Here is a 14,187-nt window from a genome sequence, read left to right on the forward strand (position 1 = left end):
ATTATTATTTGTATGGAAAACGCTGCGTGAGATTGTTTGCACAATTAGGCTGGTACTTCCGACGCGAATGGCGCCGGTATCTGGGTGCCGTTGGCTTGCTGATCATTATTGCCATCCTGCAATTACTGCCACCCAAGCTGGTTGGCGTAATTATTGATGGCGTAACGTCAAAACAAATGTCTGCAAGTGTGCTTTTCGCGTGGCTTGGCCTGATGCTGGGCACGGCTGTTGTGGTGTATTTGTTGCGATACGTCTGGCGCGTGCTGTTATTCGGAGCGTCCTATCAGCTTGCTGTCGAACTGCGGCAGGATTTCTTCCGGCAGCTCAGCCGCCAGCATCCGGCCTTTTATCTGCGTCATCGCACTGGCGATTTAATTGCCCGTGCAACCAACGACGTTGACCGCGTGGTCTTTGCAGCCGGCGAGGGCGTTCTGACTCTGGTGGATTCGCTGGTCATGGGGCTGGCGGTGCTGATTGTAATGGCAACGCAGATTAGCTGGGAACTGACGCTACTTTCTCTGGTTCCAATGCCGGTGATGGCGATCATCATCAAACGTTATGGCGACCAGCTGCATTCCCGTTTCAAAACGGCGCAGGCGGCGTTCTCCTCACTGAATGATCAGGCGCAGGAAAGCCTCACCAGTATCCGGATGATCAAAGCTTTTGGGCTGGAGAATCATCAGTCCTCGCAGTTTGCCGATGTTGCGGCAGATACCGGCGCTAAAAACATGCGCGTTGCGCGCGTTGATGCGCGTTTTGATCCGACCATATATGTGTCTATCGGCATGGCAAACCTGTTGGCGATTGGCGGCGGGAGCTGGATGGTAGTCAACGGTCACCTGACGCTCGGTGGATTAACCAGCTTTGTGATGTATCTCGGGCTGATGATCTGGCCGATGCTGGCGCTGGCCTGGATGTTTAATATTGTTGAACGCGGAAGTGCGGCCTACAGCCGTATCCGCAGTTTGTTGCAGGAAGCCCCTGCTGTGGCAGACGGAACAAAACCGTTACCGGCTGGCCGGGCCGTGCTTGAAGCTCAGATAACCCGATTCCAGTATCCTGAAAATAGTCAGTCTGCACTGAATGCTGTGGAATTCACCCTGGAGCCGGGCAAAATGCTCGGACTGTGCGGCCCGACCGGCTCCGGGAAGAGTACGCTTCTGGCTCTACTCCAACGTCAGTTTGACGTTACAGAAGGGGACGTGCGCTATCACGGGTTATCTCTTAAAGACATTCAGCTCGACAACTGGCGCGCGCGTCTGGCGATTGTCAGCCAGACACCTTTCCTGTTCTCCGACACGGTGGCGCAAAACATTGCGCTTGGGCGTCCGGAAGCCACTCAGGAAGAAATTCAAGAAGCGGCGCGGCTTGCCAGTGTACATGACGATATTCTGCGATTGCCCCAGGGATACGAAACCGAAGTCGGTGAGCGCGGCGTAATGCTTTCCGGCGGGCAAAAACAACGTATTTCCATCGCCCGTGCGTTACTGATGAAAGCAGAAATCCTGATCCTTGACGATGCGCTGTCGGCAGTTGATGGTCGTACGGAACATCAGATCCTGCATAACTTACGGCAGTGGGGAAGTGACCGCACGGTGATCATCAGCGCACACCGCCTTTCTGCCCTGACCGAAGCAAGCGAAATTTTGGTCTTCAACCATGGAAGCATTTCGCAACGTGGCAATCACGATCAGCTTGTTGCGCAGCCCGGCTGGTACCGGGATATGTTCCGCTATCAGCAGCTTGAAGCTGCGCTGGACGACGTGCCGCAGGAAATGGAGACGGAACAACGTGGCTGAACCAAAAACGAATAAAATTCAGAAGTTATGGCCAACGCTTAAACGACTTCTCAAATACGGAAAACCCTACAGCAAGCCACTTTCCTATGCTGTCATAATGTTGTGGGTTGCTGCCGCGGCGGAAGTGACCGGGCCCATTCTGATCAGTTTCTTTATTGATCATTATGTCGCGAAAGGGGAGTTGCCCTGGGGGAAAGTCAGCTTGCTGGCACTTTGCTTTATCTTCCTGCAATTTCTTGCCGCAAGCCTGCACTATTTTCAGGCGTTATTGTTTAACCGTGCCGCCGTGGGTGTGGTCCAGCGTTTACGTACCGATGTTATGGACGCCGCACTCCGGCAGCCGCTCAGTGCGTTCGATACCCAGCCGGTCGGGCAGCTTATTTCCCGTGTGACCAATGATACTGAAGTGATCCGCGATTTATACGTGACCGTGGTGTCGACAGTGTTGCGCAGCATCGCCCTGATTGGCGCAATGTTGATCGCGATGTTCAGCCTGGACTGGCGGCTGGCTTCCGTGGCTATTTGCATTTTCCCGGCAGTATTTGTCGTGATGGGGCTGTATCAGGTCTACAGCACGCCGGTTGTCCGCAAGGTGCGCGCTTATCTGGCGGACATTAATGACGGGTTTAACGAAGTCATTAATGGCATGAACGTCATCCAGCAATTTCGTCAGCAGAAAAGATTCGGCGAACGCCTCACGCGCGCCAGCCAGTCGCACTACATGGCGCGTATGCAAACGCTGAGGCTGGAAGGTTTTCTGCTGCGTCCATTGCTCAGCCTGTTTTCATCGCTGATTCTGTGCGGTTTGTTGCTGCTTTTCGGATTCAGTGCCGAAGGCTCAATTGGTGTGGGCGTGTTGTATGCCTTCATTAACTATCTCGGGCGCCTCAACGAACCGCTGATCGAACTGACTTCGCAGCAATCTATTTTGCAGCAGGCGGTTGTTGCCGGTGAACGTATTTTCGATTTGATGGACAGAACCCAGCAACAATACGGTCCGGACGACAAATTACTCACCAGCGGAGAAATTGAAGTCAGGGACGTCAGCTTCGCTTATCAGCCCGACAAATGGGTACTGGAAAATATCTCCCTGCACGTTCCGTCGCGCGGGTTTGTAGCGCTGGTCGGGCATACGGGTAGTGGCAAAAGTACGCTGGCGAATCTGCTGATGGGATATTACCCGCTCAATAAAGGTGAAATCCGCGTGGACGGACGCAATCTTGCTGACCTGTCGCATACCAGCCTGCGTAAAGGTATCGCAATGGTTCAGCAGGATCCGGTGGTGCTGGCGGAATCGGTGTTCGCCAATGTGACACTGGGGCGGGATATTGATGAAGCTCAGGTCTGGCACGCGCTGGACATCGTGCAGCTTTCGCCGCTGGTGCGTGAAATGCCGGAAGGGCTCAATACGCGTCTGGGTGAACAGGGGAATAATCTTTCCGTGGGCCAGAAACAGTTGCTGGCGATGGCGCGCGTTTTGGTGCAGGCGCCTGAGATTCTGATCCTTGACGAGGCAACGGCCAATATTGATTCCGGAACCGAGCAGGCAATTCAGCGTGCGTTGCGGGCTATCCGTCAGCAAACCACGCTGGTGGTGATCGCCCACCGTCTTTCAACGATTGTCGATGCCGATAATATTTTGGTATTGCATCGGGGTCAGGCGGTTGAACAAGGTAACCATTTTCAGCTTCTGGCAGAAAAAGGCCGTTATTATCAGATGTATCAGTTGCAGCTCGCAGGGCAGGAGCTGGCGTCCACCGGTACGATTATTTCAGCAACAGAAAACGTATAATCTTTTAGCTGGCGCAGCCTGATTGCTGCGCCAGTTCATTTCTTCCTGTTCTTTTAATCCCTCCTTTTCGCGTCTCACGCACCTGATTCATGCAGCCAAAACGTTCCTCTGACTTTCTCTGCACTAAAAGGTAGCGACAGGCACTTAAATGGTGCGCATGGGGTCAGGCTGAATACGGCCTCACAACTGTGCGCCGGGTCACGAATAATCTGAAAATGCCGTATTACGCGGGAATCGCATGAATATTTGCGTGATTTCAACTCTGGCACACCCTTTGCTTTAACCATTCCGTATCGGGCGCGAGGTTTCTCGCGGCAAGCCCTTAATTCGAGGAGTGGCAATATGAAGCTGGTTACTGTGGTGATCAAACCTTTTAAGCTGGAAGACGTGCGTGAAGCACTGTCTGCTGTTGGAATTCAGGGGCTGACCGTAACGGAAGTTAAAGGTTTCGGCCGTCAGAAAGGTCACGCTGAGTTGTATCGCGGTGCGGAATACAGCGTGAACTTCCTGCCAAAAGTAAAAATCGACATTGCTATCGCTGACGATCAGCTGGATGAAGTGATCGACGTGATTAGCAAAGCGGCCTACACCGGCAAGATCGGTGATGGCAAAATTTTCGTTGCAGAATTGCAACGCGTCATCCGTATCCGTACGGGTGAAACTGACGAAGCAGCACTGTAATTTCAGGCCTTTATCTCTGATATAAATCGCTTTGATATAAATCAGGTTAGAAAAAACAGTTTTGAGAAACAGGGGTGGGTTAATAATGAAAAAACTTTTATCCATGATGGGGCTTGGCGCGGTTGCATTGCTGCCTTCGCTTGCCATGGCAGCAGCACCGGCAGCCGCAAACGGTGCTGACAACGCATTTATGATGATCTGTACTGCCTTGGTACTGTTTATGACTGTACCTGGCGTGGCATTGTTCTACGGCGGCTTACTGCGTTCTAAGAACGTTCTGTCCATGCTGACTCAGGTTATCGTGACCTTCGCGCTGGTTTGTGTTCTGTGGATCCTTTATGGCTACAGCCTCGCATTCAGTGAAGGTAACGCCTTCTTCGGCGGCTTCAGCAATGTGATGATGAAAGGCATCGGCCTGGATTCAGTCACGGGCACCTTCTCCCAGATGATTCACGTTGCGTTCCAATGCTCTTTCGCCTGCATCACTGTAGCGCTGATTGTGGGCGGTATCGCTGAACGTGTTCGTTTCTCTGCGGTGCTGATTTTCACTGTGATCTGGCTGACCTTCTCTTACATCCCGATGGCTCACATGGTGTGGGCGGGCGGCTTCCTGGCGGCTGATGGCGCGCTGGACTTCGCGGGTGGTACGGTTGTTCACATCAACGCCGCTATCGCAGGTCTGGTGGGTGCATATCTGCTGGGCAAACGCGCAGGCTTTGGTAAAGAAGCGTTCAAACCACACAACCTGCCGATGGTCTTCACCGGCGCTTCAATCCTGTACGTGGGCTGGTTCGGCTTCAACGCCGGTTCGGCAAGCGCGGCGAGCTCCATTGCAGCCCTGGCATTCCTCAACACCGTTATTGCGACCGCAGGTGCAATCCTGTCCTGGACGCTGGTTGAGTGGATGGTTCGCGGTAAGCCTTCTCTGCTGGGCGCAAGCTCCGGTGCTATCGCAGGTCTGGTTGCTATCACCCCGGCGTGCGGTACTGTTGGCGTGGGCGGTGCTCTGATTATCGGTCTGGTAGGCGGCATTACCGGTCTTTGGGGTGTGGTTACCCTGAAAAAATGGCTGCGTGTGGACGATACCTGTGACGTTTTCGGTGTCCACGGCGTGTGCGGTATCGTAGGTTGTCTGCTGACTGGCGTATTCACTTCCAGCTCTCTGGGCGGTGTGGGTTATGCAGAAGGCGTCACCATGGGCCATCAGGTCTGGGTTCAGTTCTTCAGCGTCTGCGTTACGCTGGTCTGGTCTGGCGTTGTGGCCTTCATCGGTTACAAAGTGGCTGACATGATTGTAGGTCTGCGTGTTCCTGAAGAGCAGGAACGTGAAGGTCTGGACGTGAACAGCCACGGCGAGAATGCTTACAACCAGTAAGCTGATTTCAGAGAAAGTAGTGCGCTAACTCTCTAATTAAGCAGTATAAAATAATAAAGATGAAAAAACAGAAGGGGCGATATCACTGTCGCCCCTTTTTTATGTCTGATTTTGCGTAATAGCGGATTTACTCGACCGGTCTTTGGCGGATCACGCCTTCCTGCACCGTAGAGGCCACTAAAACCCCTTCACGCGTATAGAACTGGCCGCGCACAAAACCGCGGGCGCCGGAAGCTGAGGTGCTTTCAACGGCATACAGCAGCCAGTCGTCCATGCGGAAAGGGCGGTGGAACCACATCGAATGGTCGATGGTCGCCACCTGCATTCCCGGCTCCAGGAAGCCAATGCCGTGAGGTTGTAGCGCGGTGGGAAGGAAATTGAAATCAGACGCGTAGCCCAGCAAATACTGGTGGATCCGCAGATCGTCAGGCATTTCGCCGTTCGCGCGGAACCACACGGCACGGTGCGGCTCTTCAACACTGCCTTTCAGCGGGTTGTGGAATTTCACCGGGCGCATCTCGATTGGCTTATGGCCGATGAATTTTTCGCGGAATTTTTCCGGAATAAGATGCGCCAGATTTTTAGCAATATCGGATTCCGACACCAGTGATTCCGGCGGTGGCACGTCCGGCATCGTATTTTGGTGCTCAAAACCTTCTTCCTGACTCTGAAAAGAAGCCGTCATATAAAAAATTGGCTTGCCGTGCTGTACGGCTTTCACCCGACGGGCGCTGAAACTGTTGCCGTCGCGCAGGATTTCAACGTCATAAATAATCGGTTTGCTGCTGTCGCCCGGGCGCAAAAAGTAACTGTGAAACGAATGAATACCACGATCGACCGGTACGGTTTGTTTGGCGGCATACAGCGCCTGACCGACAACCTGACCACCAAAGACCTGACGTAAACCCAGATCTTCACTTTGACCACGAAACAGCCCTTCTTCGATTTTTTCCAGATCTAAAAGATCCAGCAGATTTTTTAATGCCTGACTCATAGTGGCCTCATGAAAGTTACCGGCTGATGCATGCCGGGCGGAAAAAAAATGCGGTCTCCGGCACAGGTCTAACCTGTTAATCATAGTGGATCTTCCTGATGCTCAGAAGCCCTGTTTTGTCGTCGGGAGGAAAACTTCAGATTTTTGTGCCATGATTAATAGGTAAGCTGGTTAAAGTCACTAAATTCATCGTCGGCGTTTATTACAGCTTGTCGACAAGCGACTAATAAAAAGGGAGTACGATCAATGAAACTTTGGCAGATAGTAGGTGGAACCGCGCTGTCTCTGACTCTTGCCGGGTGCGCACCGCACCACCAGGACCCAGCGCAACAGCCCCCTGTTAATACGGCGGCCAGTCCGTCGACCGAACCTGCGATCACCGGCCCAAATGTGTCTGGTAGCGTGTTTATCAATCAGCGAGTGGCTTTACCGCCTGATGCGGTTCTGACCGTCACATTGTCTGATGCGTCTCTGGCGGATGCGCCTTCACGCGTGATTTCACAGAAAGTCGCAAGAACCCAGGGTAAACAGGCGCCGTTTACGTTTATCCTGCCGTATAACCCGCAGGAAATTGCGCCAAATGCCCGCGTCCTCCTGAGCGCAGCGGTGACCGTTAATGGTCAGATGACCTTCGTCACCGACAGCATTAAGGAAGTGATTAACCATGGTCAGGGCACCCGTGCCGACCTGCAACTTGTGCCGGTTGTCGCCGTACCGGTTGCCACCAAGCCGGATGCTTCAGGTCCGCTCAGCAACCCGTCTACTCCGGGGCTGGGCACTTCGCCGGCACCGATCAGCGCAGTGCCATCACAGTCAACTTACTGATGTAAAGGCTGTCTGCGCACTCAGGCACCGCTCCGGCGGTGCTTTTTTATGGGCGCAGTTCTACCATTTCCAGCCGTATTTCTCTAAATCGACTTTGCCTTTCTTAAAGACAATCCCTTCAGCCAGTAACGCCTGACGTTGACGTTTAAAATCTTCGCCTTGCAGGGAAATCTCGCCGTGGCGGTTAATCACGCGATGCCAGGGAAGGGTGCTGCCTTCCGGAAGTTTCTTGAGTACGCCGCCGACCTGACGTGCCGCACGCGGAGATCCTGCGAGCTGCGCCACGTTACCGTATGTGGTGACTTGTCCGGTTGGGATGGCGGCGATAATCTGAAATACGCGCTGGCGAAAGTTATCGGGGTCCGACATGACATCCTCCTCAGTGTTTGCCGGACAGTATGACGTAAAAATCGGGGTTCTGTCCGGCCTGATTCAGGCGTATTGTTTAAGAAAACAACGGTTGTCGGCGGTTAACTTGCTTTTGCTCTGGTCATCACAGATAATGCCCACCGCTTCGATTCTCTTGTACAGAGACGCGGGGCCAATAACGACAATGGGGGCCCTGTTGGTTCTCCCGCAACACTAACTTGTTAACTCGGTCAGGTCCGGAAGGAAGCAGCCATGGCAGGTGTCGTGTGTGCCGGGATGTAGCTGGCAGGGCCTCCACCAATTTCAGGCCCTCCCGTTTTACCTCTTCTGCTAACCCGTTCACTCTTTGAGATAAATTTTGCGTCAGCCTTAAAACAACGGGCAAGGTATTTTCGCGCCCGTTATCAGGTGAAATGAAATCAATGATGTACCAGCGTGGCGAAGTAGTACACCAGCGGAACAGCCAGAATATACAACCCCAGCGGGACTTCGCGCCCTTTTCCGGCCACGATTTTAATGAGGATGTAAAACAGTAATCCGCCGGCGATACCGGTGCCGAAGCTGTTCGAAATCAGCGTGATCATGACCATCATCAGCACCGGTAACGCATCGGTGAAGTTGCCCAGATCAACTTTTCGCAGGTTACTGAACATATTCAGGCCGATCAGAATCAGCGCTGGCGCGGTGGCTTCCTTGGGGATCATCAGCGCAACCGGCGTGAATAACAGCATCAGCAGGAACATGACCGCTGCGGCCAGCGCTGTCAGACCGGTTTTCCCCCCTGCTTCGGCCGCGGCGGAAGATTCAATCAGCGCCGTCGCCGCAGGAATGCCGACAACCGGCCCCAGTGCGGCGGCAATCGAATCCACCATGAAAGGCCGGTTGATGTGTTTCATGTTGCCATGCTCATCCAGCAATCCGGCCTCGCCGCCGACGGCCAGAGTCGTGCCCATCGTTGAAAAAAATTCAGATGCAAAAAAGATAAACAGAAACGGCAGGAAAGCGATATTGATTGCGCCTGCCAGATCAACTTTACCGAAAAGCGGTGCGACAGAGTGTGGCAGGGAAAGCCAGTGTTCAGGCAGATGCGTGACGCCGAACGGAATACCCGCAACTGTCGCCAGCAAAATGGCCCACAGAATGGCACCCGGCACTTTTCTCGCCTGTAATCCGATGGCAACCAGCAATCCAAGCAGGGCAATTAGCGCACCCGGTACAGTAAAATCCCCCAATCCGAGAGCCGATGTTTTTGCGTTCGCCATCACCAGCCCGGCATTACGAAAGCCGAGAAGGGCGACAAAAATCCCGATGGACGCCGTCAGCCCTAATTTGATCGACTGCGGAACCGAGCGGGTGACAATTTCGCGCAGGCCGAACACGGTCATGATAAAAAACAAAATCCCAGACCAGCAGGCGATACCCAGCGCGACCGGCCAGGTGACGCCGTCGCCAGCCAGCGTAATGCCGACCAGAACCGAGCCACCAATCCCCGGGCCGACCATAAACGGCAGGTTGGCGTAAAAGGCCATCAGCAAAGAACCGAGAACAAACACCACAATCACGCCCGTGGTAGCCGCGCCTTTGTCCATTCCGCCCACCGCCAGCAATCCCGGGATAACGACCAGCAGATATGCCGCGGCCAGAAATCCGGTTATTCCGGCCAGACATTCCGTTTTGACTTTGGTCTGGCGCTGGCGTAACTGAAAGCGGCGTTCCAGCCAGCCGCCTTCAGTCGCAGGTGCAACATTTTTTACCGAACTTTCACTCATACAAACTCCCCTGGAAATGCTTTTTATAATGTTGTGTTTGCTATCATTTTTGTGTTTTAGCGCTGAGAACGACTCAGACGTTATCCGGCCAGATTTCCAGAACCGGATCGACGATTTCACGTAAACCACCGTCGGTCAGGCCTAAGTCGGTTAAGTGTGGCCCTGCATTACACGCCAGACAGGTGCCTTCGATGGCTTTGAAGACGCGATAAGGCGGCTCCCAGTCAGCGACCTGTGCGCTGAGTTCGCGCAGATTCTTAAATTCTTTTGCCAGCTGCTCTGCGGGTAAGTCGGAGAGCATTCCGGCAATCGGCATCTCAATTTTGGCCAGAAGCTTGCCGTGCTGACTCAGGGCCATGCCGCCGCCGCTGGCGATAAGTTGGTTTGCCGCCAGCGTCATGTCGGCAGGTTCACGGCCGATCACCACCAGATTGTGTGAATCGTGCGAGTAAGACGTAGCAATCGCACCGCGCAATTCTCCCCAACCTTCAAGCAGAGCCATTTTTGGCGTTGCGTCGTGCCGTCCGTGGCGATGCTGAACCCAAATCAGGCTGAAGCCTTCCGGAAGCTGAACGGTACCGTCCTGCACGCTGACCGTGACTTCGCTCCACTGTGTAAACCGGGCGCCTTTGATGTTGCGCAGACGCGCTTTACCGCTGCTCAGACCGGGTATTTTCAGGCGGAAATCATCTTCGCTGAGCGGCTTAAGTTGCATCGTATCGCGGGGAGGAACCACGCCGCTGGCTGCAGCTGGCGTAAACAGAAGTTTGCCGTTTCTGGCAACGCGAACGCCGGCAACGTACACGGCTTCCGGGTGCAGATTTTCAAGCGAATCGAAAGCGATAATGTCAGCGGTACGGCCTGAGGCGATCAGCCCTAAATCTGAACGTTTCATCCGGATAGCGGCATTGAACGTGGCCATTCGCAAAACGTCTTCCACGCGTAAACCGTAAGAGATCAGGAGTTTAATCAGTGCGATAAGTCCGCCTTTTTCCAGCAAATGGTCTGGCGGAACATCATCGGTACACAATGTAATTTGCGAGGACAAATGCGGGAGCGCGAGCAACGCGGCGGCGATATCCGGCAAAAGATAAGGATGCGAGCCACGGATCTGAAGCGTCAGACCGGCGCGTAATTTTTCGAGAGCATCTTCTGCGGAAGTCAGTTCGTGATCGGAAGTGACGCCCGCCGCCAGATACGCCTGCAGCTGCTCGTCCTTCAGACCGCGCGCGTGGCCTTCAATCAGCTTGCCGCTATTAATTCCGGCATCAAGGATCTCAAGCATTCTCTCGCTGCCGTTGAGCACGCCGTACATGTCCATGACTTCGGCCACGCCCGCCACCTCTGGCCAGCTCAGCATGGTCTGCATTTCCTGACCTTTGAAATCAGCGCCGGACATTTCCAGCCCCGGCGTTGACGGCACGCTGGAAGGCGCTGCGCAAATCACCCGCAAGGGCAAATTCCGGCTGGCCTGTACGGCGTACTGAACGCCCGGCACGCCCAACACATTCGCCAGTTCATGCGGATCCCAGAACACCGTAGTGGTGCCCTGAGCGACGACGATTTCAGCGTATTTTTCCGGCGGCAGATGTGAGCTTTCAATATGGACGTGTGTATCGATAAAGCCCGGCGACAAATAATGCCCTGATAAATCATCAATGTTGCTTGCCTGCGCGAATTTTCCGCGCGGATGAACGCTGGCAATCATATTGCCGGTGATCCCGACGTCGGCTTCACGAATTTCTCCCGTCACCATATCGATGATTTTTGCGTTTATCAGAAGACGGTCGAAAGGAATTTTCCCTAACGCAGCGCTCACAGCCCGCTGGCGCAGGGAAGCAGAAGTGATGTTATCGGTCATTTCAGAATCCGGATTTGCAGTGTTATCGGGCTAATGTAGGCAGAGGAAACGGCTTTGCACAGATGAATTATTTTATCCGTGTATAAGATGCGGTTATGCTGAGCAAACGTTTTCTATTTTTCGCGGAATGGCTGCATATATGTCTGAACCCTGGCGCCGGTTGCCTGCACTCTCGCTCAAGCAAATCCAGTATTTTGTCACGCTCGCGCAGTTGCGCAGTTTTACAGAAACGGCGAACCGACTGGCAATTAGTCAGCCCGCGCTGAGCAGTGCTCTGCGGCAAATTGAATCGGTGCTGGGCGGAAAGTTGTTGCACCGGACTGCGCAGGGCGTGAGCCTGACAGAGCAGGGCGAAGCTGTTTTGCCATATGCAGAGCGCTTATTGAATACAGCGCATGGCGTATTCGATGATATGCAGCAAATTATGCGGGAGGGGGGAGACGGGACTTTGCGTATCGGGCTTGTGCCTTCGGTCAGTACATTGTTATTTCCTGCTGTGCCGCAATTATTATCCGAATATTTCCCTGACATGCGTGTGGAATTTCACGACCTGACAAACGATGCTTTATTACTGGAACTTGATAACGGTTCCGTGGATTTTGGTATCGGCGCAACCGACAGTACTGTGCCGGGTTCTGTAGCGATTTATCCTCTGCTTGAGGATCCTTTTGTGGCAGTGATGCGGTGCGATGATGCACTGGCAGAAGGGCATAATATTCCATGGCGACAACTGGCAAAAAGGGATATTGCTATGTTTTCAAAGGGGAATGTGAGCAGGCTGGTGACATCGCTTATTGAAAGCCATCGTCTGAATTTGCGTGTGGGTTATCGTGTGGATTTTCAGGAAACACTGTATGGTTTAGTGCGTTCGCGACTGGCGGTGGCAATATTACCAGAGTTATATACGGCAACGCTTAATGATGACGAATTAACAGTGATTCATTTGCAACAGCCGACATTAAGCCGCACGGTAGCGATGATGCGTAAACCCGCGCCATTGAGATCGCCGAAAACTGAACAATGTTTTCAGTTTCTTTTGCAGACATTTCACAACCAGATCAAACAGAACGCAGAGAGAATTATCTGAAAGAAATTGTTAAATAACGCTAACGTTATTTTGTATAAATAATAAGCATTGGGCCGAAAGTTATTTCGACCCAACTTTATCGATCAACGTACAAACTTCCAAACGGATACCGGGATTTTATCGTAAAGCTTGTTCATCGTCAGCTCCGCTAAACGATGGTCTGCCGCCGAGTAAAACAATTCGAGTTCATCGTCGGAAAGTTCGTACTTATTTTTTTCAATAACACGTTCAAGTGTATCAATAGTGGTGCATTTTCTTAAACGCATCAAATAGTCGATTTTGTTCATCTTCGCCTTTTCATTTTTATCTGATGACTGCATATAAATTATTACTCAAGTCTTCATCAGGGTACAGATGTAGTCCCCTGAGAACATTCTGAATAGTCGCTTCTTGGTTTTCTGCCATTGGCGCAAGTCAGAATCGTTAATTCCATAATTACTGAACAGGGTGTAGGTATCATCCAGATACTCTTCAACCAGGTCACTTAAATGGGTATCGTCCGGATACTTAATTTTAAAACTCATCACGAAAGACGCAATGTGTTCAATCAGTTCATTGAGCTGCAGGTTTACAGCCGAAGTCGGGTCGTTGACCCAGCCATGGTGACTGTCACCCAGTGTCGCAATTCCTTCATCGTACAACATTTCATTCAGGTAGCGTAACTGAGCGATATCGTGCCGCTTAGGCGAGTACTCATCCATATCATCCCCTCCGTAATGGTTTATTCGGTGTTGATAACACTCTGTGAGTAAACAACAAAACTTGGTGGCTTACAGAAAACGGCTCTCACTACAAACGCTATGAACTTACTAAAATTTCAAAGACCCTTACATAGGACAATGTCTTTGAACGGAGGTTTACTCAATTTATATACAGCCAGTAATTTAAATATAATTCATTTTCAGAAAGCTGTGCAAACGTATTACTCAAACTTACAATTCGTCGGCCGTCGTTCCTTTGTTCAATTCAATTATATCAAACTCCAAACCCTCAGGTTTTACATGGAATGTGACACTTTGCGTCATGAACTCTTCGGCATTAATGTCCAGGCAGCCATTGAAGACTGTCCAGCGGAAACGGTAAGTCATTGAATAATAGTTTTTGTCAATTTGTGTTATTGACACGATTTGCAAAGAACTCGGTTCATACTGCGCATTTTCTGAGAAATAACGTAAATCCCCAATTAAAGGTGCTTCAATTTCAGATAAAGTGCATTCAATTATCTGTTGCAGTACCTGAGGAGATAGAATTTTCTCATTAATATCGTAAGGGATGATTTTCTTCAACAGTAATTACCTCTTACTCACTTACCTTTTCATTATTGCACATTTTTAACAGGATGTGTTTTGACCAGTGAAAAAAAAAACCTGACAGAAATTTTATAACTTTCTGATTCTCATGAAAATTATCATCAGCACATCAATTTTTACCCTTTTCTGACATTTTTGCCCGCAATTCGGTGCCAGGGCACCGGCTGAAATCCTCCAGCCGGTAAAAAACTGAAACAGTTCACGTATTGCTCTGCAGTTTGGTTTGTGATGTTATATTGTAACGAATGGAGGGGCCATGACTAAAACACTCTTTACGCTTTCTTCGCCGGTACGCTGCGTTGCGGTACTGGCTGTGCTCGTTGTT

Annotated in this window: 13 protein-coding genes and 1 other RNA gene; 7 read left to right on the forward strand and 7 right to left on the reverse strand. The window is 51.8% G+C overall.

The window, feature by feature from the left end; translation table 11 throughout:
- Window positions 1–26 precede the first annotated feature (26 nt).
- The 4 genes from GW579_RS12355 (at window position 27) to amtB (ending at window position 5,647) form a co-directional block, all read left to right on the forward strand.
- Window positions 27–1,799, forward strand: a complete 1,773-nt coding sequence (locus tag GW579_RS12355; RefSeq protein ID WP_165059307.1) for a SmdA family multidrug ABC transporter permease/ATP-binding protein — start codon at window positions 27–29, stop codon at window positions 1,797–1,799.
- Window positions 1,792–3,591, forward strand: a complete 1,800-nt coding sequence (locus tag GW579_RS12360) for a SmdB family multidrug efflux ABC transporter permease/ATP-binding protein (RefSeq protein WP_152327883.1) — start codon at window positions 1,792–1,794, stop codon at window positions 3,589–3,591. The genes GW579_RS12355 and GW579_RS12360 overlap by 8 nt, the downstream gene beginning before the upstream one ends.
- Before the next feature lie 342 nt (window positions 3,592–3,933).
- Window positions 3,934–4,272: a P-II family nitrogen regulator gene (glnK, locus tag GW579_RS12365; RefSeq protein WP_009639071.1), complete on the forward strand. Its 339-nt coding sequence runs from the start codon at window positions 3,934–3,936 to the stop codon at window positions 4,270–4,272.
- An 85-nt stretch (window positions 4,273–4,357) separates the two neighbouring features.
- The gene (gene amtB, locus GW579_RS12370) at window positions 4,358–5,647 is read left to right on the forward strand and encodes an ammonium transporter AmtB (protein ID WP_101075501.1); all 1,290 of its coding nucleotides are present in this window, start codon (window positions 4,358–4,360) and stop codon (window positions 5,645–5,647) included.
- 127 nt (window positions 5,648–5,774) lie between these two features.
- Here amtB and tesB read toward each other — a convergent pair whose 3' ends face one another.
- On the reverse strand, window positions 5,775–6,641 hold the full coding sequence (gene tesB / locus GW579_RS12375) for an acyl-CoA thioesterase II (RefSeq protein ID WP_165059308.1): 867 nt from the start codon (window positions 6,639–6,641) through the stop codon (window positions 5,775–5,777).
- 246 nt (window positions 6,642–6,887) lie between these two features.
- Here tesB and GW579_RS12380 point away from each other — a divergent pair, with 246 nt between their 5' ends.
- On the forward strand, window positions 6,888–7,466 hold the full coding sequence (locus tag GW579_RS12380) for a YbaY family lipoprotein (RefSeq protein WP_165059310.1): 579 nt from the start codon (window positions 6,888–6,890) through the stop codon (window positions 7,464–7,466).
- A gap of 60 nt (window positions 7,467–7,526) precedes the next feature.
- Here the strand turns inward: GW579_RS12380 and GW579_RS12385 are convergent, their stop codons facing one another.
- Window positions 7,527–7,835 (reverse strand): MGMT family protein, encoded by a 309-nt coding sequence (locus GW579_RS12385; RefSeq protein ID WP_165059312.1) that lies wholly within the window; start codon window positions 7,833–7,835, stop codon window positions 7,527–7,529.
- A 194-nt stretch (window positions 7,836–8,029) separates the two neighbouring features.
- On the opposite strand from GW579_RS12385, the gene ffs reads away from it, so the two are divergent.
- Window positions 8,030–8,126, forward strand: an RNA gene (gene ffs / locus GW579_RS12390) — signal recognition particle sRNA small type.
- A 128-nt stretch (window positions 8,127–8,254) separates the two neighbouring features.
- Here ffs and GW579_RS12395 read toward each other — a convergent pair.
- Complete coding sequence (locus GW579_RS12395; RefSeq protein WP_165059314.1) at window positions 8,255–9,604, reverse strand: NCS2 family permease; 1,350 nt, start codon at window positions 9,602–9,604, stop codon at window positions 8,255–8,257.
- A 73-nt stretch (window positions 9,605–9,677) separates the two neighbouring features.
- Entirely contained in the window at window positions 9,678–11,465 is a 1,788-nt protein-coding gene (locus GW579_RS12400) for an adenine deaminase (RefSeq protein ID WP_165059316.1), read from the reverse strand.
- Window positions 11,466–11,604: 139 nt separating this feature from the next.
- Here GW579_RS12400 and GW579_RS12405 point away from each other — a divergent pair, with 139 nt between their 5' ends.
- Entirely contained in the window at window positions 11,605–12,552 is a 948-nt protein-coding gene (locus tag GW579_RS12405; protein WP_152327888.1) for a LysR family transcriptional regulator, read from the forward strand.
- An 83-nt stretch (window positions 12,553–12,635) separates the two neighbouring features.
- Here the strand turns inward: GW579_RS12405 and GW579_RS12410 are convergent, their stop codons facing one another.
- The 3 genes from GW579_RS12410 to GW579_RS12420 form a co-directional block, all read right to left on the reverse strand.
- The gene (locus GW579_RS12410) at window positions 12,636–12,839 is read right to left on the reverse strand and encodes an HHA domain-containing protein (protein WP_013576617.1); all 204 of its coding nucleotides are present in this window, start codon (window positions 12,837–12,839) and stop codon (window positions 12,636–12,638) included.
- Window positions 12,840–12,884: 45 nt separating this feature from the next.
- On the reverse strand, window positions 12,885–13,253 hold the full coding sequence (tomB, locus tag GW579_RS12415; protein WP_104923047.1) for an Hha toxicity modulator TomB: 369 nt from the start codon (window positions 13,251–13,253) through the stop codon (window positions 12,885–12,887).
- 231 nt (window positions 13,254–13,484) lie between these two features.
- Window positions 13,485–13,838: a hypothetical protein gene (locus GW579_RS12420; protein WP_165059318.1), complete on the reverse strand. Its 354-nt coding sequence runs from the start codon at window positions 13,836–13,838 to the stop codon at window positions 13,485–13,487.
- Between the last annotated feature and the right edge of the window lie 349 nt (window positions 13,839–14,187).

Origin of the sequence: Rahnella contaminans (assembly GCF_011065485.1) — a bacterium.
GTDB classification, from domain to species: Bacteria; Pseudomonadota; Gammaproteobacteria; order Enterobacterales; family Enterobacteriaceae; genus Rahnella; species Rahnella contaminans.

Bases quoted from the DNA above. Each gene is read 5' to 3' on its own strand.
- GW579_RS12400 (WP_165059316.1), bottom strand. From the start codon at position 11,465: ATGACCGATAACATCACTTCTGCTTCCCTGCGCCAGCGGGCTGTGAGC.
- tesB (WP_165059308.1), bottom strand. From the start codon at position 6,641: ATGAGTCAGGCATTAAAAAATCTGCTGGATCTTTTAGATCTGGAAAAA.
- GW579_RS12395 (WP_165059314.1), bottom strand. From the start codon at position 9,604: ATGAGTGAAAGTTCGGTAAAAAATGTTGCACCTGCGACTGAAGGCGGC.
- GW579_RS12385 (WP_165059312.1), bottom strand. From the start codon at position 7,835: ATGTCGGACCCCGATAACTTTCGCCAGCGCGTATTTCAGATTATCGCC.
- amtB (WP_101075501.1), top strand. From the start codon at position 4,358: ATGAAAAAACTTTTATCCATGATGGGGCTTGGCGCGGTTGCATTGCTG.
- glnK (WP_009639071.1), top strand. From the start codon at position 3,934: ATGAAGCTGGTTACTGTGGTGATCAAACCTTTTAAGCTGGAAGACGTG.
- tomB (WP_104923047.1), bottom strand. From the start codon at position 13,253: ATGGATGAGTACTCGCCTAAGCGGCACGATATCGCTCAGTTACGCTAC.
- GW579_RS12405 (WP_152327888.1), top strand. From the start codon at position 11,605: ATGTCTGAACCCTGGCGCCGGTTGCCTGCACTCTCGCTCAAGCAAATC.
- GW579_RS12410 (WP_013576617.1), bottom strand. From the start codon at position 12,839: ATGAACAAAATCGACTATTTGATGCGTTTAAGAAAATGCACCACTATT.
- GW579_RS12380 (WP_165059310.1), top strand. From the start codon at position 6,888: ATGAAACTTTGGCAGATAGTAGGTGGAACCGCGCTGTCTCTGACTCTT.